Annotated in this window: 20 protein-coding genes; 2 read left to right on the top strand and 18 right to left on the bottom strand. The window is 72.2% G+C overall.

The genetic code is table 11. The features are described 5' to 3' along the window. Positions 1–16: 16 nt before the first annotated feature. Together OHA81_RS33700 and OHA81_RS33695 are read right to left on the bottom strand one after the other, a co-directional pair. Positions 17–811: a thioesterase II family protein gene (locus OHA81_RS33700; protein WP_329203085.1), complete on the bottom strand. Its 795-nt coding sequence runs from the start codon at positions 809–811 to the stop codon at positions 17–19. Continuing rightward, entirely contained in the window at positions 808–2,175 is a 1,368-nt protein-coding gene (locus OHA81_RS33695; protein ID WP_329203083.1) for an AMP-binding protein, read from the bottom strand. Before OHA81_RS33695 ends, OHA81_RS33700 begins: the two co-directional genes overlap by 4 nt. A gap of 172 nt (positions 2,176–2,347) precedes the next feature. On the opposite strand from OHA81_RS33695, the gene OHA81_RS33690 reads away from it, so the two are divergent. Then, positions 2,348–3,202, top strand: coding sequence for an alpha/beta fold hydrolase (locus tag OHA81_RS33690; protein ID WP_329203081.1), 855 nt, complete (start codon positions 2,348–2,350; stop codon positions 3,200–3,202). Between the two features lie 125 nt (positions 3,203–3,327). Here the strand turns inward: OHA81_RS33690 and gdhA are convergent, their stop codons facing one another. After that, positions 3,328–4,683, bottom strand: a complete 1,356-nt coding sequence (gene gdhA, locus OHA81_RS33685) for an NADP-specific glutamate dehydrogenase (protein ID WP_329203079.1) — start codon at positions 4,681–4,683, stop codon at positions 3,328–3,330. 254 nt (positions 4,684–4,937) lie between these two features. Between gdhA and OHA81_RS33680 the strand changes: the two genes are divergently transcribed. After that, positions 4,938–5,426: an anthrone oxygenase family protein gene (locus OHA81_RS33680; RefSeq protein WP_329203077.1), complete on the top strand. Its 489-nt coding sequence runs from the start codon at positions 4,938–4,940 to the stop codon at positions 5,424–5,426. Between the two features lie 571 nt (positions 5,427–5,997). Here the strand turns inward: OHA81_RS33680 and OHA81_RS33675 are convergent. The 15 genes from OHA81_RS33675 to OHA81_RS33605 form a co-directional block, all read right to left on the bottom strand. After that, positions 5,998–7,257, bottom strand: coding sequence for a ketosynthase chain-length factor (locus OHA81_RS33675; RefSeq protein WP_329203075.1), 1,260 nt, complete (start codon positions 7,255–7,257; stop codon positions 5,998–6,000). Next, entirely contained in the window at positions 7,254–8,525 is a 1,272-nt protein-coding gene (locus OHA81_RS33670) for a beta-ketoacyl-[acyl-carrier-protein] synthase family protein (protein WP_329203073.1), read from the bottom strand. The genes OHA81_RS33675 and OHA81_RS33670 overlap by 4 nt, the downstream gene beginning before the upstream one ends. Before the next feature lie 161 nt (positions 8,526–8,686). Then, positions 8,687–9,598, bottom strand: coding sequence for a methylenetetrahydrofolate reductase [NAD(P)H] (gene metF / locus OHA81_RS33665; protein WP_329203071.1), 912 nt, complete (start codon positions 9,596–9,598; stop codon positions 8,687–8,689). A 76-nt stretch (positions 9,599–9,674) separates the two neighbouring features. Further along, the gene (locus OHA81_RS33660) at positions 9,675–10,658 is read right to left on the bottom strand and encodes a carbohydrate kinase family protein (protein ID WP_329203069.1); all 984 of its coding nucleotides are present in this window, start codon (positions 10,656–10,658) and stop codon (positions 9,675–9,677) included. Positions 10,659–10,706: 48 nt separating this feature from the next. Continuing rightward, entirely contained in the window at positions 10,707–11,918 is a 1,212-nt protein-coding gene (metK, locus tag OHA81_RS33655) for a methionine adenosyltransferase (RefSeq protein WP_329203067.1), read from the bottom strand. A gap of 106 nt (positions 11,919–12,024) precedes the next feature. After that, positions 12,025–12,765: an SDR family NAD(P)-dependent oxidoreductase gene (locus OHA81_RS33650; protein ID WP_329203065.1), complete on the bottom strand. Its 741-nt coding sequence runs from the start codon at positions 12,763–12,765 to the stop codon at positions 12,025–12,027. Then, on the bottom strand, positions 12,765–13,610 hold the full coding sequence (locus OHA81_RS33645; RefSeq protein WP_329203063.1) for an AfsR/SARP family transcriptional regulator: 846 nt from the start codon (positions 13,608–13,610) through the stop codon (positions 12,765–12,767). The genes OHA81_RS33650 and OHA81_RS33645 overlap by 1 nt, the downstream gene beginning before the upstream one ends. 111 nt (positions 13,611–13,721) lie before the next feature. After that, positions 13,722–17,573 (bottom strand): amino acid adenylation domain-containing protein, encoded by a 3,852-nt coding sequence (locus OHA81_RS33640; protein WP_329203061.1) that lies wholly within the window; start codon positions 17,571–17,573, stop codon positions 13,722–13,724. Between the two features lie 288 nt (positions 17,574–17,861). Next, positions 17,862–18,803, bottom strand: coding sequence for a ribose-phosphate diphosphokinase (locus OHA81_RS33635; RefSeq protein ID WP_329203380.1), 942 nt, complete (start codon positions 18,801–18,803; stop codon positions 17,862–17,864). 14 nt (positions 18,804–18,817) lie between these two features. Further along, entirely contained in the window at positions 18,818–19,903 is a 1,086-nt protein-coding gene (locus OHA81_RS33630; protein ID WP_329203059.1) for an alkene reductase, read from the bottom strand. Between the two features lie 110 nt (positions 19,904–20,013). Further along, the gene (locus tag OHA81_RS33625) at positions 20,014–20,958 is read right to left on the bottom strand and encodes a pseudouridine-5'-phosphate glycosidase (RefSeq protein WP_329203058.1); all 945 of its coding nucleotides are present in this window, start codon (positions 20,956–20,958) and stop codon (positions 20,014–20,016) included. Between the two features lie 10 nt (positions 20,959–20,968). Beyond that, complete coding sequence (locus tag OHA81_RS33620) at positions 20,969–21,202, bottom strand: tautomerase family protein (protein WP_329203057.1); 234 nt, start codon at positions 21,200–21,202, stop codon at positions 20,969–20,971. A gap of 139 nt (positions 21,203–21,341) precedes the next feature. Then, complete coding sequence (locus OHA81_RS33615) at positions 21,342–22,250, bottom strand: EamA family transporter (RefSeq protein ID WP_329203055.1); 909 nt, start codon at positions 22,248–22,250, stop codon at positions 21,342–21,344. Beyond that, complete coding sequence (gene upp, locus OHA81_RS33610; RefSeq protein ID WP_329203053.1) at positions 22,247–22,915, bottom strand: uracil phosphoribosyltransferase; 669 nt, start codon at positions 22,913–22,915, stop codon at positions 22,247–22,249. Before upp ends, OHA81_RS33615 begins: the two co-directional genes overlap by 4 nt. 103 nt (positions 22,916–23,018) lie before the next feature. Continuing rightward, positions 23,019–23,705, bottom strand: coding sequence for a phosphoribosylanthranilate isomerase (locus tag OHA81_RS33605; protein WP_329203378.1), 687 nt, complete (start codon positions 23,703–23,705; stop codon positions 23,019–23,021). Positions 23,706–23,797 lie beyond the last annotated feature (92 nt).

Raw genomic sequence — 23,797 nt, 5'->3', positions numbered from 1 at the left:
GCCCCGGCCGCCCGGGTCAACCGGCCGGTGCGGGACGGCCCGTGAAGGCCGCCAGGTCCTCGATGACGGCCCGGGTCACCGCCTCGCGCTGCTCATTGAGGTAGAAGTGCCCGCCGGGGAAGGAGCGGAAGGTGAACGCTCCCCCGGTCAGCTCCCGCCAGGCCATGGCCTCGGGCACGCCGACGCGCGGGTCCGACTCCCCGGTCAGCACGCTGACGGGCGTGCGCAGCGCAGGGCCCGGTCGGTGCCGGTAGGTCTCGACCGCCTTGTAGTCGCCGCGCAGCGCCGGGAGGATCAGCTCCCGCAACGCCGGGTCGGCCAGCAGCCGGGCGTCGGTCCCGGCGAGGGCGGTCAGCGTCGCGATCAGCGCGTCGTCGCCCTGGAGGTGGACGTCCTCCTCCCGGTCCAGGAGCGCCGAGCGGCGCCCGGAGACGATCAGCCCGCGCGGGGGTACGCCGGCGCGCTCCAGGCTGCGCGTCAGCTCGTAGCCGACCAGCGCGCCCATGCTGTGCCCGAACACGGTCAACGGCCGCCCCCGCCAGGGCCGCAGCGCCTCTTCCACGCCGTCGGCCAGGGCGGCGATGCTCCCCGGGACCGGCTCGTCGATCCGCTCCTGACGCCCGGGGTACTGGGCGATGAGCACCTCGGCGTGGGCGGACAGCGCCGGGGAGAACGGGCGGTAGTAGGCGGCGCTGCCGCCCGCGTGCGGGAGCACCAGCAGGACGGGTGCGTCCGGTGAGTGCGGTCCGGCGTCGAAGCGGCGCAGCCAGGGACTGCCGGTGGTGCGCATGGCGCGGTCGAGCCCGTTCACCGCCGCTCCCCCGTGAGGCCGTCGGGTCCGTCCGTGAGCAGCAGCCTCTTCTGCGGCTTGCCCATGGCGTTGCGCGGCAGCGACGCGACGAAGCGCACCTCGCGGGGGCGCTTGTGCACCGACAGGTGCGAGGCGACGAAGTCGGTGAGTTCGGCGCCGGTGACGCCCTCGGCCACGACGAACGCCACGATGCGCTGCCCGAGGTCGGTGTCCGGGACGCCGACCACGGCCGCCTCGCTGACCTTGGGATGGTCGAGCAGGGCGTTCTCGATCTCGCCCGCGCCGATCCGGTAGCCACCCGACTTGATCATGTCGATGGAGGCCCGGCCCACGATGCGGTGCACGCCGTCCTCGTCGACGGCGGCGATGTCACCCGTACGGAACCACCCGTCCTCGGTGTACGCGGCCGCGCTGGCCTCCGGCCGGCCCAGGTATCCGGCGAACAGGGTCGGCCCGGTGAGCTGGAGTTCGCCGATCTCCGCGCCGGGTTCGGCGGCGATACGGGTCCGTACGCCGCGCAGCGGGGTGCCGACCGTACCGGGGTGGACCTCGCCGCCCGCGCGGCCGCTGACGGTGATCAGGGTCTCGGTCATGCCGTACCGCTCGACGGGCCGGTGGCCGGTCAGGGCTTCCAGGTCCCGGAACACGGGCGCGGGCAGGGCGGCGCTGCCCGAGACGAGCAGCCGGGCCCCGGAGAGGGCGGCGGCCGCCCGGGGTTCGGCGGCGACGCGGGACCAGACGGTCGGCACCCCGAAGTACAGGCTGCCGCCGGCCGCGGCGTACGCCTCGGGAGTGGGCCGGCCGGTGTGCACGAGGCGGCTGCCGGTGCGCAGGGCGCCGAGCACGCCGAGGACGAGGCCGTGTACGTGGAACAGGGGCAGGCCGTGTACGAGGGTGTCCTCGGCGGTCCACTGCCAGGCCTCGGCGAGGGCGTCGAGGTCGGCGGCGATGGCGGCCGCCGTGAGCACCACCCCCTTGGGCGGACCGGTGGTCCCGGAGGTGTAGAGGATCAGCGCGGGTTCCCCGTCGGCGGCGGGCCGGTGTCCGCGGTCGGGGCCCTTGCGCGCGAAGTCGACGTCGATCTCGACCGCCCCGGAGTCGCGCAGGATGTGCTCCCGCTCGGCCGGCCCGGCGTCGGGCGGCAGCGGTACCAGCGGCACCCCGGCCAGCAGCGCGCCGACGGCGGCGGCGACGGTCTCCAGCGACGCGGTCGCGGTGACGGCGAAGGCGGGGGCCCCGGTGTCGGTGGCATCGGCCGCCACCGCCCTGGCGGCGCCCAGCAGTTGCTCGTACGAGCAGACCCGTCCGGCGACGCTGACCGCGTCGGCCCGATCCCCGTACACCCCGTTCAGTGCGGTAAGCACGCGCGACTCCTCGTTAGTGGTCCCCCCAGGCTACGACCCGGCCCCGACCCCACCCCCCGGAGCCGGCCCCCGCCGGCGTTCGAGGCGTGCGGGGCGGAGCCACGCACAGCAGCAGTGACCGGGCGACCCGACGTGATCTTGCTCGGGAGATCGTTCTGTCGGAGGCTGAGGCATGCAGAATTCACCGACGTTCATATTCGTGCACGGGGCCTTCGCGAACTCGTTCTCGTTCGCTCCGCTACAGGCCGAACTCGCCCTGCACGGGCACCGCTCGCTCGCCGTCGACCTCCCGGGGCACGGTTTCGAGGCCACTTTCCCCGCGGCCTACCAGGCTCCCCAGGACCCGGACGCACTCGCCGCGGAACCGGGCGGCATCAAAGGGGTCGCGCTCGCCGACAACGCGGCCCGCGTGATCGAGGTCCTCGAACGGGCCAAGCGGAACGGGCCCACCGTCCTCGTCGCGCACAGCAGGGGCGGCGTCACGGCCACCGCCGTCGCCAACGCCCGGCCCGAGCTGATCGACCGGATCGTCTACGTCTCCGCCTGGTGCCCCGTCGATCTGGCGGTGGGCGACTACTACGCCCAACCGGAGATGGCGGACGTCGACGCGACGGCCTTCGCCTCCACGTTGGTCGGCAACCCGGCCGAACTCGGTCTGCTGCGGGTCAACTTCCGTACCGCCGACCCGGCGGCGCTCGCCGCGTTCAAGGCGGCGTTCGCCGCCGACCTCACCGATGACGAGTTCCGGACCGTCCTGAACACCTTTCAGCCCGACGAGAACCTCGACGTCGGTACGTCCGCCGACCGCGCGCGGGCCGCGACCTGGGGCCGGGTTCCCAAGACCTATGTGCGCCTGGCCGACGACGCCAGCATCCCGCCCGCCGCCCAGGACCGCATGATCCGCGAAGCCGACGCGCTCACCCCCGACAACCCCTTCGAGGTCCGGACGCTCCCGGGGAGCCACCTGAGCTGGCTCGTCCACCCGGAGCCCGCGGCGAAGCTGCTCGCCGACCTCGTGGCGCACTGACACCCGCCCGCCCCGCAACCCCCGGACGGTCCGGAGGTGCCCGGGGTGGGCGCCCCGGCCGGGCCCGCGCGTCGGACGGCGTCGCGAACGGGCCCGGCCGGGCGCTCAAGGCCTGCGGGCGAGGGTCAGATCACGCCCTGCGCCAGCATCGCGTCGGCGACCCGCTCGAAGCCGGCGATGTTCGCGCCCGTCACGTAGTCCCCCGGCGCTCCGTACCGCTCGGCGGTCTCGTACGACACGGCGTGGATCGACCGCATGATGCCGGCCAGTTCCTCCTCCACCCGCTCGCGCCCCCACGCCACGCGCCCCGCGTTCTGCGCCATCTCCAGCGCGCTGACCGCGACACCGCCCGCGTTCGCCGCCTTGCCGGGGCCGAACGCGACGCCCGCCTCCTGCAGCACCCGTACCGCCTCCGGCGTCGTCGGCATGTTCGCGCCCTCCGACACCGCCTTGACCCCGCCCGCGACCAGCGTCCGCGCGTCCTGCGCGCCGAGCTCGTTCTGCGTGGCCGACGGGAAGGCCACGTCCGCCGGGACCTCCCAGACCCGTCCGCCCTGCACGAAGCGGGCCGACGACCCGCGCCGGGCGGCGTACTCGCTGATGCGGCCGCGCTCGACCTCCTTGATCTGCTTCAGCAGCGCGAGGTCGATGCCCTTGTCGTCGACCACGTAGCCGGAGGAGTCGGAGGCCGTCAGCGGGTTGGCGCCCAGCTGCTGGAGCTTCTCGATCGTGTAGAGGGCGACGTTGCCGGAGCCCGAGACCACCGCGCTCAGGCCGTCCAGGGACTCGCCCCGCACCGCCAGCATCTCCGCGGCGAACAGCACCGAGCCGTAGCCGGTGGCCTCCGGGCGGATCGCGGAACCGCCCCAGCCCTGGCCCTTGCCGGTGAGGACGCCGGCCTCCCAGCGGTTGGTGATGCGCCGGTACTGGCCGAACAGGTAGCCGATCTCACGTCCGCCGACGCCGATGTCACCGGCCGGGACGTCGGTGTGCTCGCCGATGTGCCGCGACAGCTCCGTCATGAACGACTGGCAGAAGCGCATGACCTCGGCGTCGGACTTGCCGTGCGGGTCGAAGTCGCTGCCGCCCTTGCCGCCGCCGATACCGAGGCCGGTGAGGGCGTTCTTGAAGATCTGCTCGAAGCCGAGGAACTTCACCACGCCGATGTCCACGGACGGGTGGAAACGCAGGCCGCCCTTGTACGGGCCGAGCGCGCTGTTGAACTCGACCCGGTAGCCGCGGTTGACCTGCACCCGGCCCCGGTCGTCGGTCCACGGCACGCGGAAGAGGATCTGCCGCTCCGGCTCGGTGATCCGCTCGACCAGCGCCACGGCCGGGTCGGCGTACTCGGGGCGGGCGGCGAACACCGGGGCGAGGCTGTCCAGGACTTCCCTTACCGCCTGGTGGAACTCCGGCTGCGCGGGGTTGCGGCGCTCGATGTCGGCCCGGAGGGCGTCCAGCCTGTCCTTGGGGTCCTTCACGGTGTGTTTCCTCTCGGAGGGTGGCAGGCGGGCGTGCGGGCCCAGGCGGGAGAGTACCGTGCGCCGCCACGACCGGGAGAGGGCTTCCGTCCCCTGGACCGCCCCTACACCGACCCCAGGAACCATTCCTCGAACCTGCCCTGAGTCCCGCTGGAGCCGTGCGCTCCGGCGTGCGTTCGCCGCCTGCCGCGGCGCGAGGGGCCCGTAGGATCGGCGGGACGCAAGGGGCCGGTCGACCGGGGGAGAGCACCCGTATGGAAATGGCACGTTCGGCGTCACTCGTCGCCGCGACGATCACGATGGGTCTGGTCAGCGGCCTCTTCTACGGCTTCGCCGTGTCGGTGATGCCCGCCCTGCGGCGCACCGACGACCGGACCGTCATCGAGGTGATGCAGCGCATCAACGTCGCCATCCTCAACGGCTGGTTCGTCCTCGGCTACATCGGCGCCCTGCTCTTCACCGGCCTCGCGCTGGTCCTGCACGCCTTGTCCGCCCGCACCGCCGTGCTCGGGCCGCTGGCGGGGGCGTTCGTGTGCTACCTCGTCGCGATGGGTGTCACGGCCCGCGTCAACATCCCGCTGAACAACGCCCTGGAGAAGGCCGGTCCGCCCGCCCGGATCGCCGACGCGGCCGCAGTCCGCCGCGGCTTCGAGGGGCCGTGGGTACGGGCCAACGTCTGGCGCACGCTGCTGTGCACGGCGGCCACCGGTCTGCTCGCCTGGGCGCTGGTCCTGACGCCCTGAGCCGGCCCGCGCGGTGCCGCCGCGCGCGGCTCGGGCGTGGACGTGCAGCGGCTCCGCGGCCGGAGCGTGGACGACGTGCCCGCGCTCCACGGCGCCGCCGGTCTCCTCGTATCCGAGGCGGGTGGGGACCAGTCCGGGAACCGGGCGTGATCGCAGGAGAGGACGCGGTCGCCATCGACGGCCGGGCCGGGCAGCGACCGGCTGCGCGCTAGGCGCGCGAGGGACTCACCCCGGTCGAGGGCGGGAGTCTCGTCTCTCCCACCTTCGTCGAAGTCGCCGGGGTGCGGGGTGGCACGAGGGCCGGCGCATCGCCCTCCCGACGGGCGTGCCCGGGACCCCGCGGTACGCGTCCGCCTCGGCGGCGTCCTCGCCCCCGGAGATCGCCTTCGCGCCGAAGGGCCCGCCGTGGCACGGCGCGTCGGCCGTCTCGCCCGCGGGCAGCAGGGGCCTCCCCGTCGGTACGCGGCCGTAGCGCAGGCAGGTGCCGCCCGGCTCGGCCTTCTCGACGGTCCTCGTGTCCCGGGGCCCCCGGACGGTCTTCGGGGCCCCCGGGTCCGTCACCAGGCGGCCGTCAGGCGGCGCGTACCACCACGGCCGCGTTGAAGCCGCCGCGGCCGCGGGCCAGGACCAGGGCGGTACGCAGCCGGTCGGGCCGGCGTACCTCGGTGACCAGGTCGACCGGGCAGTCCGCGGCCGGCGGCCCCGCGTTGACGGTCGGCGGGATCACCCCGTCCCGCAGGCAGAGCAGGGCGGCCGCCAGGTCCAGGGAGGCGCCGCCCGCGGCGAGCCGGCCCGTCATGGTCTTCGGCGCGGTCACGGGGACGCCGTACGCGCCGAACAGGGCGGCGAGGGCGCCGGCCTCCTCGCGGTCGGCGGTGCGCCGGCCGGCGGCGTCGGCGAAGACCACGTCGACGTCGGCGGCCTCCAGCCCGGCGTCCCGCAGGGCGAGCCGGGCGGCGGCGCCCAGGCGCGGGGTGCCGCCCGAGCCGGGCGGCGGGTCGAAGGTGGCGGCGTACCCGGCGACGGCCCCGTACAGGGCGGCGCCCCGCTCGCGTGCGTGGTCCGCGTCCTCCAGGACGAGCAGGGCGCCGCCCTCGCCCGCGACGTGGCCGTCCGCGTCGGCGGAGAACGGCAGGTACGCCCGGTCCGGGTCCTCGGCGGTGCTCAGTTCGCCTCCGGCGAGGTGCGCCGCCCAGCCCCACGGGCACAGGGAGGAGTCCACCCCGCCGGTCACCAGCAGCCGTACGCCGCTCTTGCGGAGCTGGCGGCGGGCGTGGGCGACCGCGTCGAGGCCGCCGGCCTGCTCGGTGACCAGGACGCCGCTGGGGCCGCGCAGCCCGTTCCTGATGGAGATCTGGCCGGTGTTGACGGCGTAGAACCAGGCGAAGGACTGGTAGGCGCTGACGTACTGGCCGCCCTTGCTCCACAGTTCCTGGAGTTCCTTCTGGCCGAACGCGTAGCCGCCCGCGGAGGCCGCGGTGATGACCCCGGCGCAGAAGTCGGGCAGGGCGGACACGTCGACGGCCGCGTCGGCGAGGGCCTCGTCGGCGGCGGTGAGGGCGAGCCGGGTCATGTGGTCGGTCTGGGGCAGCAGCCGGCTCGGGATGTGGTCGGCCGCGTCGAAGCCCGGCACCTCCCCGGCGAGGCGGGCGGGGTACTGCCCGGCGTCGAACCGGCCGACCGGGCGGATGCCGCTCTCGCCGCGCAGCACGGCCCCCCACCACGCTTCGGTGCCCAGGCCGTTCGGCGCGGCCACGCCGATGCCGGTGACGACCGGCGCGGTGGAACCGGTGGCGGGGCGGGCGGAGTCGGGGGCGGGGGCGGTGGTCATGCGGCATCTCCCAGGCGCGGGCGGGTCAGGACGATGGCGCTCTGGAAGCCGCCGAAACCGCTGCCGACGCTGAGCACGGTGTCGGTGCGCTGCTCGCGCGCGACGAGCGGGGTGTAGTCCAGGTCGCAGGTGGGGTCGGGGGTGTGCAGGTTCGCGGTGGGCGGCACGGTGTTGTGCTCGATGGCCAGGGCGCAGGCGGCCACCTCCAGCGAGCCGATCGCTCCGAGCGAGTGCCCGATCATCGACTTGATGGAGCTGACGGGCACCTCGTAGGCGTGCTGCCCGAGGCTCCGCTTGAAGGCGGCGGTCTCGTGGCGGTCGTTCTGCTTGGTGCCGGAGCCGTGGGCGTTGATGTAGTCGACGGCGCCGGCGTCCAGCCGGGCCTCGTCCAGGGCGCTGTCGATGGCGGCGGCCATCTCCGCGCCGTCGGAGCGCAGTCCGGTCATGTGGTACGCGTTGCAGCGGCCGGCGAACCCGGCGATCTCGGCGTAGACGTGGGCGCCGCGGCGGCGGGCGCTCTCCAGCTCCTCCAGGACCAGCACGGCCGAGCCCTCGCCGAGGACGAAGCCGTTGCGGGTGGCGTCGAAGGGCCGCGAGGCGGTCCGCGGGTCGTCGTTGCGCGGCGAGGTCGCCTTGATGGCGTCGAAGCAGGCCACGCTGATCGGGGAGATGGGTGCCTCCGTGGCGCCGGTGACCATCACGTCGGCGCTGCCCTCGCGGATCAGCTCGGCGGCGTGGCCGATGGAGTCCAGGCCCGAGGTGCAGCCGGTGGAGACCATGGACACGGGTCCCTGGGCGCCGACCCGCCAGGCCACTTCGGCCGCCATCGAGCTGGGGACGAAGTAGTCGAACAGGTGCGGGGCGGCCAGGGTGTGGTCCACCTGCCAGGTGCTGCCGCCCAGGCTCACCGCGTTGTACTGGTCGTCGAGGCCCATGGTGCAGCCGACCGCGCTGCCTAGGGTGACCCCGGTGCGCTCCGGATCCGCGTCCGCCCCGTCCAGGCCGCTGTCGCGCAGCGCCTCGCCGGCCGCGACCAGCGCGAACTGCGCCGCCCGGTCGAGGCGGTGGGCCTCTTCGGCGGTGAATCCGTGGGCGAGGGGGTCGAAGTCGACCTCGGCGGCGATGCGGGAGCGGTACCCGGTGGCGTCGAAGAGGCTGATGGGCCGGGTGGCGGTCGTCCCGGAAGTGAGCAGGGACCAGTACTCCTTGGTGCCCACTCCCCCGGGCGCGACCACGCCGATTCCGGTGATGACGACGCGTCGGCTCATTGGGTGTTCCTTCACGGGTGAGTCCTATGGGTGGTGAGCTTGGCCAGCTCCGCTCGACGGCAGGTCGAGCGCGGGTGGTGGGCGCACCCGCAGGCGCCCGTGGCCCCCGGCGTGCGGGGGCCACGGACGGCTCGCCACGGACTCGGCGCTCCCCGTGCTGCTCAGCGCGGGGCGGCGAGCAGGGGCCGGGCGGCGGCGCTCGGCGAGCCGAGGATGTTGCGGTGGATCTCCAGGGTCGCCGTGGAGCGGTTGAGGGTGATGTAGTGCAGGCCGGGGGCTCCTTCCGCCAGCAGCCGCTGCGCCATGGCGGTGGCGTACTCCACGCCGATGCGGTGCCCTTCCTCCGGGTCGTCGCGCGCTGCTTCCAGGCGCTGCGCGAGGGACGGCGGGAACGCGGCGCTGCTGAGCTCGGCGAAGCGCCGGATCTGGCGCACGTCGGTGGCGGGCATGATCTCCGGGATGATCGGGGTGTCGCAGCCCGCCGCGGTGACCCGGTCGCGCAGCCGCAGGTAGTCCTCGGCGTGGAAGAACATCTGCGTGACGGCGTAGTCGGCGCCGGCCCGGCACTTGGCCACGAAGTGCCGGATGTCGCTGTCCCAGTCCGGCGAGCGGGGGTGCCGCTCCGGGAAGGCCGCGACGCCCACGCTGAACTCCCCGGCCCTCCGGACCAGCGAGACCAGCTCGTGGGCGTGGTGGAAGCCCTCCGGGTGCGCTGTCCAGGGCGCGTTCGGATCGCCCGGCGGGTCGCCGCGCAGGGCCAGGACGTCGAGGACGCCCGCGTCCGCGTACTGGCCGAGGATGTGGCGCAGTTCGGCGACGGAGTGGCCGACGGCGGTGAGGTGGGCGACGGGCCGCAGGGTCGTCTCTGCGGCGATCCGCTTGGTGACCTCGACCGTCCGGTCCCGGGAGGAGCCGCCGGCCCCGTAGGTGACCGATACGAAGGACGGTGAGAGGGGTTCGATCCGACGGATCGCGTCCCACAGCACGCGGGTTCCCGCGTCGGTCTTCGGCGGGAAGAACTCGAAGGAGTACGAGGGCCTCCCGCTGCGCAGCATCTCGCGCAGTACGGTCATCTGCGCCCTCCCGCCCGGCCCGGCGTCCCGCCCGTGGGCGCGCGGCCCCCGGGCGTCCCGCTCCCGCACTTCCCCCTCATGCGCGCCCCGCCAGACCCGGCTCGATCTCCCGCGCCGCGGCGCTGCCGTAGACGCGGTCGATACGGGACAGCAGCTCGGAGGGGAGCAGCTTGTACTCCTGCGTGCCGACCGATTCGAGGACCACCGTGGCCAGCGCGCAGCCCAGTTGGGCGGCCCGCTCGTACGGCAGGCCCCAGGACACGGCGGCGAGGAAGCCGGCGCGCAGGGCGTCGCCCACGCCGGTCGGGTCGGCCGCGGCGTCGGTGAGGACGGCGGGGACGTCCGTACGGGAGGCGCCGGCCGTCAGGATCGAGACCCCGTCGGCGGCGCGGGTCACGACCCAGGTGCCGACCCGCTCCAGCACCTGCTCCTCGTCCCAGCCGGTGCGTTCGCGCAGCAGTGCGCTCTCGTACTCGTTGGTGAACAGCAGGTCCGCCCCGTCCACCAGCAGCCGGGTCTGCTCGGTGTCGAGCCGGGCGAGCTGCTGCGAGGGGTCGGCGGCGACGGGGATGCCGAGTGCGTGTGCCGCAGCGGTGTGGCGCAGCATCGCGGCGGGGTCGTCGGCGCCCACGAGGACGAGGTCGAGGCCGCCCACGCGCTCGTGGGTCTCGGCGAGGTCGATCCTTCCCGCCTCGGCCATGGCACCCGCGTAGAAGGTGGCGATCTGGTTCTGGTCGTCGTCCGTGGTGCACACGAAGCGTGCCGTGTGCAGGGTCTCGCTGACGCGGACGGAGGTGGTGTCGACGCCCGCTTCGCGCAGCCGGGCGCCGTATTCGGTGAAGTCGAGGCCCGCGGCCCCGATGAGCAGGGGCCGCAGGCCCAGCCGGCCGAGACCGACGGTGATGTTGGCCCCGACGCCGCCGTGGCGGACTTCGAGGCGGTCGGCGAGGAAGGACAGCGAGACCCGGTCCATCTGTTCGCTGATCAGCTGGTCGGCGAAGCGTCCGGGGAAGACCATGAGGTGGTCGGTGGCGATGGAGCCGGCCACGGCGATACGCACAACGATTCTCCTTGGAGTGTGGCGGGGCCAGTTGGCGCGGACCGGCGTCTACCGCAGGCCGGCGGCGGCGCGCAGGGCGTCGACGCGGTCGGTGCGCTCCCAGGTGAAGTCGGGCAGTTCGCGGCCGAAGTGGCCGTAGGCGGCGGTCTGGGCGTAGATGGGCCGCAGCAGGTCCAGGTCGCGGATGACGGCGGCCGGGCGCAGGTCGAAGACCTCGCCGATGGCTTCCTCGATCTTCGAGGTCTCCACCTTCGCGGTGCCGAAGGTCTCCACGAACAGGCCGACGGGCTCGGCCTTGCCGATGGCGTACGCGACCTGCACCTCGCAGCGCGAGGCCAGACCGGCGGCGACCACGTTCTTGGCGACCCAGCGCATCGCGTACGCGGCCGAGCGGTCCACCTTGGACGGGTCCTTGCCGGAGAACGCGCCGCCGCCGTGGCGGGCCATGCCGCCGTACGTGTCGATGATGATCTTGCGGCCGGTCAGGCCCGCGTCACCCATCGGGCCGCCGATCTCGAACCGGCCCGTCGGGTTGACCAGCAGCCGGTAGCCCTCGGTGTCCAGCTTGATCCCGTCCTGCGCCAGCCGGTTCAGGACGTAGTCGACCACGTGCTCGCGGATGTCGGGGGTCAGCCGCGCGTCGAGGTCGACGTCGGCGGCGTGCTGCGAGGACACCACCACGGTGTCGAGGCGGACGGCCTTGTCGCCGTCGTACTCGATGGTGACCTGGGTCTTGCCGTCGGGCCGCAGATAGGGGACGGTGCCGTCCTTGCGGACCTCGGACAGCCGGCGGGAGAGCCGGTGCGCGATGTGGATCGGGAGCGGCATCAGCTCGGGGGTCTCGTCGCAGGCGTAGCCGAACATCAGGCCCTGGTCGCCGGCGCCCTGCTTGTCCAGCTCGTCGCCGTCGCCTTCGACACGCTGCTCGTAGGCGGTGTCGACGCCCTGGGCGATGTCGGGGGACTGCGCGCCGATGGACACCGACACGCCGCAGGAGGCGCCGTCGAAGCCCTTCTTCGAGGAGTCGTAGCCGATCTCCAGGATCTTCGCGCGGACGAGCTGCGCGATCGGCGCGTACGCCTTCGTCGTCACCTCTCCCGCGATGTGCACGAGACCGGTGGTGATCAGCGTCTCGACCGCCACGCGCGAGGTCGGGTCCTCGGTGAGGAGCGCGTCGAGGATCGTGTCGCTGATCTGGTCAGCGATCTTGTCGGGGTGGCCCTCGGTCACGGACTCCGAGGTGAACAGGCGACGGGACACGGGCGGATTCCTTCTGTGGTGTGGGCGGGAGGCGACAGTCTCCGACCCCTCTGGAGATCCGCTCGAGGACCGGAAGCGGCCCTGCCCAGCAGCGGTGTGGCCCGCCTCACCAGGCGAGGCCCCCGTTGACCTCCAGGACGTGCCCGTTGACGTAGGCCCCGGCGTCGCCCGCCAGGTAGACGGCGGCCCCGGCGATCTCGCGGCCGGTGCCCATGCGGCCCAGCGCCACCTTCGGCGCGTACGTGCTCCACACCGCCTGGTTCTGCTTCAGCAGCCGCCCCATGCCCTCGTCGATGAAGCCGGGGGCCAGGCAGTTGACGACGATGCCCTTCGGCGCGAGTTCCAGGGCGATGACCTTGCTGAACATCTCCACAGCCGCCTTGGTCGCGCAGTACGCGGACGCTCCCGGGGCGGGCCGGCTGCCCAGCGCCGAGGACATCGTGATGATGCGGCCGCTACCGCTCCGCTCCAGGTACGGCACGGCCGCCTGCACGCAGTGGAAGAGGCCGTTCACGTTCGTGTCGACGACCTCCGCCCAGTCCGCGCCGGCCAGCCCCGCCGCGGGCCCCGGCCGGCTCAGACCGGCGTTGGCCATCAGGATGTCGACCCCTGCGAACCGGTCCGCCGTCGCCTCCATCAGCGCGCGCACCGATTCCGGGTCGCGTACGTCGGTCTGCCGGAAGACGGCGCGGCCGTCCAGGTGCGCCAGGGCCCCCTCCGCCCCGGCCTCGCCGCGCGCGGCGACGACGACGCGCGCGCCCTCCGCGACGAACGCCTCGGTGATCTTGAGGCCGAGGCCCTTCGTCCCGCCGGTCACCACGGCGACCCGGCCCTCCAGTGCCCCCATCAGGTACCGGACCGCACCGCGAACCGCTCGCCGCCGGCCCGGGGGGCCGCGGCGCCGGGCGGTCCGGGGACGCGCCCGGGGACGCGCCTGGGGGCGGGGCTCAGCAGCCGGGCCTGGAGCTGCCTGAGTTCCGGCGAGGGTTCCATGCCCAGCTCGTCGGCGAGGATCCGGCGGACGTTCTGGTAGGCCCGCATGGCTTCCGCGCGCCGGCCGGCGCCCACCAGGGCCGCGATGAGCCGGCTGTGGAACCACTCGTTGAGCGGGTAGTCGTTGGTGAGCTTGCGCAGTTCCGGGATGGATTCGCGGTTCAGACCCAGCTGCTCCTGCGCCTCGATCCGGATCTCGAAGGCCCGTACGCGCAGCTCCTCCAGGTGCACGAGGTGGCCGGTGAGCACATCGCCGACGGGGTGGTTCGACAGCGCGGGCCCGCGCCACAGGTCGAGCGCCTGCCGGACGCTGCGCAGCGCCGCGCCCGGGTGTCCGCCGCCGAGTTCGGTACGGGCCTGGGCGACGAGCCGTTCGAAGACGCGGATGTCGATCTCGGTGTCGTCGGCGAGGATCCGGTAGCCGGGCGGGCTGGTGACGATCAGGGAGCGCCCGGCCGGCACCAGGTCCTCGCTGACCAGCATCCGGCGGGCGTGGTACACGTACGTCTGGAGAGTGGTGACGGCGCTGCGCGGCGGTGTGTCGCCCCACAGCTCATGGATGAGCGCTTCCGCCGTGACGATCTCATGGGGCCGGGTGAGCAGCAGCGCCAGTGTCTGGCAGACCTTGGGGGTCCCCGGCCGGTACACCCGTCCGTCGTCGGAGACGATCTCGAACGGGCCGATGAGATTGAAACGCATGGGAGATGGCTCCTCGTCAACAAGACGGCGGCGGCCGGACGGCCGTCGACGGACGGGGCCGCCCCGCCGGATCGCTCCGGCGGGGCGGCCGTCACCGCGTGGTCCGCGCCGTCACTCCTCGCCGAGCAGGTAGCGGATGTGCTTGACCAGCTCGCCGATGTCCTCGCGCAGCAGGCTGTAGTGGTCGGCGTCGAGGTCGATCACCGTCGGCGGCTCGGCCGAGTAACCGCTGCTGTTCTCCAGGAACGAGTAGTCGTCGCCCACGGCCTTGAAGATGCTGATCGGCGCCTGGAGGGTGCGCTCGGCCAGCTCGTGGAAGGAGTACTCGAACTCGTAGGTCTGGCCCACGACCGAGATGATCCGCCGGGCGAGTTCGACGTCGATGCCCTTGAGCTCGCTGATGAACTCGGCGAAGGACGCCTCGTCCGTCACGGTCTCCAGGCACTTGTCCAGGTCCGGACCGGAGATGGTGCCGGTGAAGACGGAGAAGAGGATGGTGGTGTAGCCGCGGTTGGCGAAGGACGCCTCGCGGCCCCACACCTTGCCGTTCTCGGCGCGCACCTTCGGGGAGCCCGGCGCGATCAGGAACAGGTTGTCCACCTTCTCGCCGGCCTGCTCCAGCTGGTAGGCGGTCTCGAAGGCCACGCGGGCGCCGAAGGAGTAGCCCCACAGGGTGTAGGGGCCGGTCGGCTGGAGCTCCTTGATGGCCTCGATGTCCGCCTTGGCCATCTCGACGATGGTCTCGTACGGGCTCTCGCCCTCGTTGATGCCGTGCGACTGGACACCGTAGAAGGAGCGGCCGAGGCCGATCTCGCCGGCCAGGGAGCGCAGGTTCATCGGGTAGCCGCCGAGGCCCGGCCAGCAGATCACGGGCTTGGCCTTGCCGGTCTCCGCGTGCAGGCGCACCAGGCGCGAGGACTCCTGGGCGACCTCCCGCTCCAGGCGCCGGGCGAGCTTCTCGACGGTCGGGGACTCCAGGACGCTCTGCAGCGGCAGGGAGACGCCGAGCCGGGAGTTGAGCTCGCGGATGAGACCGACGGCGATCAGCGAGTTGCCGCCGGACTCGAAGAAGTCGTCCTGGACGGAGACGCTCTCGCGCCGCAGGGACTTCGCCCAGATCGCGCTGATCTCCTTCTCGGTCTCCGTGCGCGGGGCGACGAAGGGGCGTTCGACGAGTTCGGCGTTGACCTGCTCGGAGGCGGCCAGTGCCTTGACGTCGACCTTGCCGTTGGCGGACAGCGGCATCCGCTCGAACACCACGACCCGGTTCGGGATCATGTAGTCGGGCAGGAAGCTGACGAGGTCGTCGCGGATGAGCTCGGCCGGACCGCGCATGTGGACGCTGTCCTCGCGCATGCCCTCGTGGCCGACCTGCTCGTCGCTGATGCGGCCGCCGACGAAGAAGTACATCGGGCCGCCCTCGACGCCGTTCGCGGCGAGGACGGAGTCCATGCGGCGCGAGGCGGGCAGCGGGTTGCCGGTCTTGGAGCTGTAGCCGGAGGACATGAAGCCCAGGTTCAGCCCGTTCATCATCAGGTGCTGGAGCTTCTTGCCCAGCTCGATGTAGTGCATCCACGCCTGGGGGGCGCGGCTGTAGACGCTGATGCCGAAGCTGGCGGCCTGGTACACCGACTGGTTGATCGCGATGACGTGCTTCTTGAGGACGATGTCGTCCGAGAAGCGGGTCAGCTCGCCGTCCTCGTAGCGGTACAGGGCCTCGGGCAGGCCGGCGATCTTGCTGCCGTGCGTCTGGACGTAGACCTCGGCGTGGTCCTCGCGCGGGCCCGCGTGCGGGACGAGCTCGAAGGTGCCCAGGTAGTAGTCCTCGTCGGCGACGTCGAGCAGTTCCCGCACGGCCGGCTCGTAGGCGCGGTCGTGGATGTCGAGGCCGTAGGACGGCAGGATCTGCTCGAAGAGGCCGACCATGTGGCCGGTCTCGATCTCCAGCACTTCGAGGATGTTGTTCTTGTAGACCGGCTCGATACCGCTCTTCTTGCCGATGAAGTGGATCTGCGCGGTGGGCTTGCCGGTGGCCTCGCGCTCGCTGATCAGCACGAGCTGGTGGCGGACCGGCTGGTAGTAGTAGTAACCCGGCCGCAGCCCGCCGACGCCCTCCAGCTCGAAGTACATCTGCGTCGCGTACAGGGCGCCCGGGGAGGCGTACCCGTACTTCGGCAGGAGCCGCTCCTCGCTGACGAACTGGCCGAACCAGCGCAGGATCTGCCCCAGTTCGGCGGGGGCCAGGTCGGCCGCCTTGCGCGAGTAGCCCGCGGTGACCTTGGCGCCGAGCAGGTCGAGCAGGTCGGCCCGGGTGACCTCGCCGCCCTCGTAGAAGCGGTAGGTCTTGCGGGCGAAGACGCGGGCGCGCTGCTCGGGGGTGGCTTCGGCGCCCGGCAGGTCGTAGGCGGTGCGGGCGGCGAGCTCGGCGTCGTCGCGCAGGCCCGGGTTGGACAGCTGCGCCTTGACCTGGAGCTTGCTCTTCTTCGAGGCGTGGTGGGAGCCGTGGTTGCCCTGGTCCATCAGGGCGGCTTCCTTCTCGCTCAGCTCGACGCAGGCGATCAGGTTCTGGAAGCCGGTACGGCTGTCGTTCTTGACGATGACGGCCGCGTTGCGGACCCACTCGTGGTTCTCGATCGCGAGGGAGATCTCGTCGAGTTCGACGCGGTAGCCGCGCAGCTTGACCTGGTTGTCGGCGCGGCCGGCGAACTGCACGGTGCCGTCCGGGTTCCACTGGCCCAGGTCGCCCGTCTTGTAGAGGCGGGTGGGGGTGTCGCCGTCGCCGAGGGGGATCTCCAGGAAGCGGTCGGCGGTCAGGTCGGGGCGGTGCAGGTAGCCGCGGGCCAGCTGGACGCCGCCGATGTAGAGCTCACCGATCTCGCCGACGCCGACGGGCCGCAGGTCCTTGTCGAGGATGTGGTACTCGGTGCGGTGGACCGGGCTGCCGATCGAGATCGACTGGGGGCCCTCGTCCAGGGCCTCGGGGTCGACGGTGTACGAGGAGGAGTTGATGGTGCACTCCGTCGGCCCGTACAGGTTGATCAGGGAGCGGCCCGGCATCTCGCGGGTGACCTGGATCGCGAGGTTGCGCGAGAGCGCCTCGCCGCCGCTGAATATCTGCTCCAGGGAGGAGCAGGCGTCGAACTTCTCGGTGTCGATGAGCGCCTGGAGCAGCGTCGGGACGCACTGCAGGGTGGTGACGCCGTGCTTGTGGATGGTCTCGATGAGGCCCTCGGGGTCGGCGTAGACGCCGGGGGCGCCCATGACGACGGTGGCGCCGTTGGCCGGGGAGAGGATCTCCCACTGGGCGGCGTCGAAGCTCATCGGGGTCTTCTGCAGGACGACCTTGCTGCGGTCGATGCCGTGCGTCTCGCGCAGCCAGCCGAGCTGGTTGACGACGCTGCGGTGCTCGATCATCACGCCCTTGGGCTTGCCGGTGCTGCCCGAGGTGTAGATGACGTAGGCGAGGCTGTCGGGGCGGGCGCCTTCGGCGGCGGGCGCCGGCGCGCCCGCACCGGGCAGGACGAAGGCGTCGGAGTCGCGCAGGGTGACGACGGTGACGTCCTTGGGCGCGAGTTCGCGCAGCCGGGACACCAGGCGCTGCTGGGCCAGGATGATCTTCGCCTGGCTGTTCTCGATCATGTAGCGGAGCCGGTCCTCGGGGTACTCCGGGGACAGCGGCAGGTAGGCGCCGCCGGCGGACAGGATGCCCCAGGCGCCGATCATCAGGTCGAGCGACGGCTCGACGAAGAGGCCGACGCAGTCGTCCGCCGAGACGCCGAGATGTCTGAGGTACTCGGCCAGGGCCGAGCTTCTGGCCGCCAGTTCGCGATACGTGAGGCTCTGGTCACGGTAGACGACGGCGGTCGCCTCCGGGTGCTCCGCGACCCGCTCGGCGAGCAGGTCCGGCAACGCCTTGGTTCCCAGAAGGGTGGGATCGAGCACGCTGGTCTCCTGAAAGGTCATTTCTCGCTTCCTTACTTCCTTCGTGGAACAGCGGGCGTGCTCGACGCCCGCGCGACCGGGCCGCGCTCCTTGCGGCAGACCGGTCTGCAGCGGCTCACCGCGGTGCGGACGGCACCCGCGGGCCGGGGAACACCGCGGGGGTGAGCCGGAAGAGCCGGGCGGCGGCCCGGAGTGAAGAAACCGACGGACAGGGGACCAGGACCGCTCCCCCGGTAGGGCTGCCGGGACGGCGCGCCGCGCGCACCGCCCCGGGGTACGGGCGGGCCCCCTCGGCCCGCCCGTCCCGGCCTACCGGTCCTGGAGCAACCGGGTCACCGATCCGTTCTCGAACACCTCACGGGCGGCACCCGCGATGAGCGGGGCGATCGACAGGACGGTGACCTTGTCCAGTCCGAGCGCCCCGGGCACCGGCAGGGTGTCCGTGAAGACGAACTCGCTGACCCGCGAGTTCTTGAGGCGGTCCGCGGCGGGGCCGGACAGCACCCCGTGCGTGGCCGCCACGATGACGTCCCGCGCGCCCTGTGCGAAGAGGGCGTCGGCGGCGGCGCAGATCGTGCCGCCGGTGTCGATCATGTCGTCGACGAGGACGCAGTCCCGGCCCTCGACGTCACCGACCACCTCGTGGGCGGTGACCTGGTGGGCCACGTCCTTGTCGCGCCGCTTGTGGACGATGGCCAGCGGCGCGCCCAGCCGGTCGCACCACCCGTCCGCGACCCGGACGCGGCCGGCGTCGGGCGAGACGACCGTCAGGTTGTCGCGGTCGGCCTTGGCGCCGATGTGGTCCGCGAGGACCGGCATCGCGAACAGGTGGTCCACCGGCCCGTCGAAGAAGCCCTGGATCTGGTCGGCGTGCAGGTCCACCGTCAGGATCCGGTCCGCTCCGGCCGTCTTGAGCAGGTCCGCAACCAGACGGGCCGAGATGGGCTCGCGGCCGCTGTGCTTGCGGTCCTGGCGGGCGTATCCGTAGAACGGCAGGATCACCGTGATGCTGCGGGCCGAGGCCCGCTTCAACGCGTCGATCATGATGAGCTGTTCCATGATCGCCTTGTTGATCGGTGCGGTGTGGCTCTGGATGACGAAGCAGTCCGCGCCGCGCACGGAGGCGTGGTAGCGGATGTAGATCTCGCCGTTGGCGAAGTCGATCGCCTTCGTCGGGACCAGCGTCGTACCCAGTTCGGCTGCCACGGCCTGCGCCAGCTCGGGGTGTGCGCGCCCCGAGAAGAGCAGCATCTGGCCCGGGCTGCTCACGCGGAACCGGCCTCGGCCAGCGTCGGGTAGTCGGTGTAGCCCCGGTGGTCGCCACCGTAGAAGGTGGTGGTGTCCAGTGCGTTGAACGGGCCGCCGGCGCGGACGCGCTCCGGCAGGTCCGGGTTGGCGAGGAACGCCGCGCCGAACGCGACGGCGCAGGCGACGCCGGCCTCCAGTGCCTCGGTGGCGATCTCGGCCGTGACCGGGACGCCCAGGTTCTCCGGGTGCGGGCACAGGATGATGGTGCCGGTCCACTGGGCGCGCAGCGCCTCGGTCTGGCCGCGGTTGCCGCCCTCCAGGACGTGCAGGAACGCCACCGGCGGCAGGGCCGCGACGAGCGCCTCGTACAGGGCGGCGGTGTCGCCCTCGACGATGTCGTTGTACGGGTTGGCGGGCGAGATGCGCACGCCGACGCGGTCCGCGCCGATGCGCTCGGACACCGCCTCGATCACCTCGACGGCGAAGCGGATGCGGTTCTCGATGGAGCCGCCGTACCGGTCGGTGCGCCGGTTGGTGTTCTCCGCGAGGAACTGGTGGAGCAGGAAGCCGTTGCCCGCGTGGACCTCGACGCCGTCGAAGCCGGCCTCGATGGCGTTCTGCGCGGCGTCCGCGAACTCCTTGACGGTGTCAGCGATCTCCTCGACCGTCAGCTCGTGCGGCTCCTGGTACTCCAGCGGGCCCTCGGGGCCGAAGCACTGGCCGGCCGCGGTGACGGCCGACGGCGCGACGGACTGGTGGGCGCTCGGGTACAGGGAGGGGTGGCCGATGCGGCCGCAGTGCATGAGCTGGGCGGCGATCAGCCCGCCGGCGCGGTGCACGGCGGAGGTGACCTGCTTCCAGGATTCGGTCTGCTCCTGGGAGTACAGGCCGGGGCTGTTCATGAACCCCTGGCCGACGACGTTGGGCTGGATGCCCTCGGTGATGATGAGGCCGGCGCCCGCCCGCTGGGCGTAGTAGGTGGCCATCAGCTCGGTGGCGAGGCCGTCGGGGGTGGCGCGGTTGCGGCTCATGGGCGCCATGACCAGGCGGTTGCCCAGGGACAGCTTGCCCAGGGTGACCGGCTCGAACAGCTTCTCGGACATCGTGTGTCTCCTCATTGAGGTCATGTCGTGGTGCGGACGTACGGCGGCGTGGCGCGGTGGCCGGGACGGAGCCCGGGCCGGACGGGGGCCGGCGGCCCGCGCGTTCGGGGCTAGCGGCCCGCGCGTTCGGCGAGGTGCGCGGCGTGGGCCACGGCCAGGCGGCCCGCGGCCTCGGCGCAGGAGGCGAGGACGGCCATGTTGGCGCGCGCCGAACGCCCGTCGGTGGCCGCGTCCACGGCCCGCATCAGGTACTTGGTGATGCCCTGGCCGGAGACCCCGTCGGCGGTGGCCCGGGCGACGGCGGCGCGGATGGCCGTGTCGACCTCGGTGGAGTCGATGGCGTCCTCTTCCCTGACCGGGGTGGTGATCAGGAAGGAACTGTTGTTGCCCAGCGCCCAGTGCGCCTCGATGGCGCGGGCGATGACCTGCTCGTCGTCCAGGCGGTGGGGCGCCCGGTGACCGCTGGTGCGGCAGTAGAAGGCGGGGAAGTCGTCCGAGCGGTAGGCGACGACCGGGACGCACTGCGTCTCCAGGTACTCCAGCGTCAGCCCGAGGTCGAGGATCATCTTCGCTCCGGCGCAGACGACCGCGACCTTGGAGCGGGTGAACTGGATGAGGTCGGAGGAGACGTCCCAGGTCTCCTGCGCGCCGCGGTGCACGCCGCCGATGCCCGCGGAGGAGAAGAAGGGGATGCCCGCGAGCTCGGCCGCCACGACGGAGGACGCCACGGTGGTGGCGCCGAGGCCGCCCTTGGCCAGCACCAGGGGCATGTCCCGGCTGGAGACCTTGGGGATGTCCGGCAGGGAGGCGAAGCGCTCGATGTCCGAGTCCGACATGCCGACGCGGATCTCGCCCGCCTCGATGCAGATCGTCGCGGGTACGGCACCGCCGGCCCGTACGGCGTCCTCCACCTTGCGGGCGGTGGCCGCGTTGTCGGGGTAAGGCAGGCCGTGCGTGATGACGTTGCTCTCCAGGGCGACGACGGCCGCGCCGTCGTGGAGGGCCTCACGGACTTCCTCGGTGTAGACGACGGGGATGCCGCTGCTTGCGCTCATCGAAGGTCTCTCACTTCTCGTTCCAGTAGCCGGGCGGTTTGACCAGCAGGTCCCGGCGGGCCGCTATCTCGGTGAGGACGTGGGCGTCCCAGTCCTCGGGTTCGACCGGCTCCAGCGAGATCGAGACGGTCTCTTCGCCGGTGGCGAAGGTCCGCATCACCGCGGAGGTGACCGCGTCGTCGATCGCCCGGAGCTGTTCGGCCGTGAAGTCTCTCGGGTAGTGCCGGACGTGGATGTGGGGCACGGGACTCGGTTCCTCTCCTGATCGGTGGCGGACGGGTGGCACACCGAGGACGGGGGAGACCTCGGTGTGCCACCACCTCTCCCGGCCCCCACCAGGGGGGTTTCGGCGGGGCCGGGAGTTCGGGAGGAGCTCCGGCGCGTCAGGCGTCGACGGGCTCCCGCGCACTGGCCCTGGCCGCCTGCCTCCTGGCCCGGCCCGGACGCGGCTGGGCCAGGATCACGGCGGCGACCACGGTGAGGGCACCGACGAGCTGGAGCGGCGACAGGGCCTGGCCGAGGACGAAGTAGCCGAGCAGGGTGGCCGCGAGCGGCGAGGCGAAGCTCAGGAACGACACGGCGAGCGCGGGCAGCCGTTCCATGCCGCGGAACCAGATCGCGTAGGCGAACAGGGCGCCGATGATGCCGAGGTAGGCGAAGCCGGCGAGGTTCTTGCCGGTGATCGTGTCGGGCAGGCCCTCGCCGATCAGTGCGACCGGCAGGAGCACGAGTCCGCCGACGGTCAGCTGCCAGCCCGTGAAGGTCAGCAGGCCCACCCCTTCGGGGCGGCCCCAGCGCTTGGTCAGCACGATGCCGGAGGCCATGCTGAGCGCGCCCAGCAGACCGGCGATGACCCCGGTGGCGTTCAGGCCGGCGTTCGGCTGGAGGACCAGCAGGGCCACACCGGCGGCGCCGAGCGCACAGGCGACCAGGTGGATCTGCTTGATCTTCTCCTTGAGCAGCAGGGCCCCCAACAGGAGCACGATCATCGGCTGGATGGACATCACCAGCGCCGCGACCCCGCCCGGCAGGTGGTACGCCGCGACGAACAGCAGGTAGAAGAAGGCGCCGATGTTCAAGACGCCCAGGACCAGCGCACGCCACCACCAGATGCCGCGGGGCAGCGTCCGGCCGATGAGTACGAGGATCAGGCCGGCGGGCAGGGCCCGCAGCAGGGACGCCAGCAGCGGGCGGCCCTCCGGGAGCAGCTCGGTGGTGACCAGGTACGTCGAACCCCAGATGGCGGGTGCGAGCGCGGTCAGCGCCGAGTCGGACAGCGCGCGGCTCTTCATCGGACCACGGCCGAGTCGGTCGTGCCGAAGAAGCGGTCGCCGAAGTCACCGATGCCGGGGATCATGAACGCGTTCTCGTTCAGCCGCTCTTCGACCGACGAGGTGACGATCTTGACGGCGGGGTGCTTGGCGTGGACCGCCTCGATGCCCTCGGGCGCGGCGAGGAAGTTGACGAACACGATGTTCTCCTCGCGCACGCCCGCGTCGAGCAGCAGGCCGATGGCGGCGTTGGCGCTGCCGCCGGTGGCGAGCATCGGCTCCAGCAGCAGTACCTGCCGGTGCGCGATGTCGTCCGGGAGGTTCTGGTAGAGGTACTGCGGGAGCTTGGTGGTCTTGTCGCGCTGGATGAGTATCTTGCCGACGCGGATGTTGGGAACCAGGGCGCGCAGCTCGTCCACCATCGAGTCCCCGGCCCGGATCACGGGCACGGCGCACAGGTCCGGCGTGAACTTCAACCCCTCGAAGGTCTCGCCGACCGGCGTGGTCACCTTCTGCTTGTCGAACGGCAGCAGATCCAGCGCCGATTCGAGCAGGAGGCGGATGATGCGCCGGGAGTAGAAGACGAAGTCCGCGCGCGAGGCGTCACGGTCTCGGATGATGGTGTGCATCGCCCGCAGCTGGTTGGTCTGCGGAAGCGGGTGGACGTTGTGGTGGCCGGTCGCCATGAGAACCTGCTATCTCGTCGGTCGGTGGAGACGGGCTGCGGCCGGGCCCGGTGGGGGTGCCCCGGGGCGGCCGCAACCACGGGGTCGGGCGGTGCCGTCGGCGTCAGGCGCTCTCGGCCGCGATCTCGGCGAACGCCTTGCGCGACTCGGCCACGAACTTGGCGACCTTGGCGCGGTCCTTGCGGCCGTCGGCGCCTTCGAGGCCCGTGTGGGCGTCGACGGCGGCCGGCTTGACGAAGCGGATCGCGTCGGCGACGTTCTCCGCGTTCAGGCCGCCGGCCATCATCAGGGGCTTGGGGGAGCGGCGCACGAGCTCGGCGCTGACGTTCCAGTCGTGGGTGAGGCCGGTGGCGCCCTTGGCACCGGTGGCCGGGTTGAAGGTGTCGGTGATGAACATGTCCACCGAGTCGGCGACGTCGTCGACGAGCTGGAGCAGCTCCTCGGCGTTGTCCTCCTTCACGACCAGGCTCTTGAGCACGTACAGGTCGGGACGGTTGGCCTTGAGCTTGCGCAGCTGTTCCGGCTCCACGTCACCGTGCAGCTGGACGGCCTTGACGCCGAGCTGAGTGGTGAAGGCGCTGATCTCGTCGGCGTCCGTCATGTAGCTGATGAGGACGCCCTCCTGGGGGGCCTTCAGGCTGCCGATGATCTCCGTCGCCGCCACCTCGGAGATGTCGTCCTTGCCCGACGGGAGGCGGAGCGGGAACCCGAACCAGTCGACGCCCTCCTCGGCCAGCAGAGCGGCCTCTTCGGCGTCGATGATCCCGGCGACCTGCACCAGATCCTTCACGTCACTCATGTGTATTCCTCTTCAGGGTGAAACCGAATGAACAGAACACTTGCGGGCAGTACTACGGAGGGACGTGCCCCGGTATGACGGTT

Source organism: Streptomyces sp. NBC_00667, from assembly GCF_036226825.1.
Taxonomy (GTDB): Bacteria; Actinomycetota; Actinomycetes; order Streptomycetales; family Streptomycetaceae; genus Streptomyces.
This window is presented reverse-complemented; position numbering and strand designations above follow the sequence as displayed.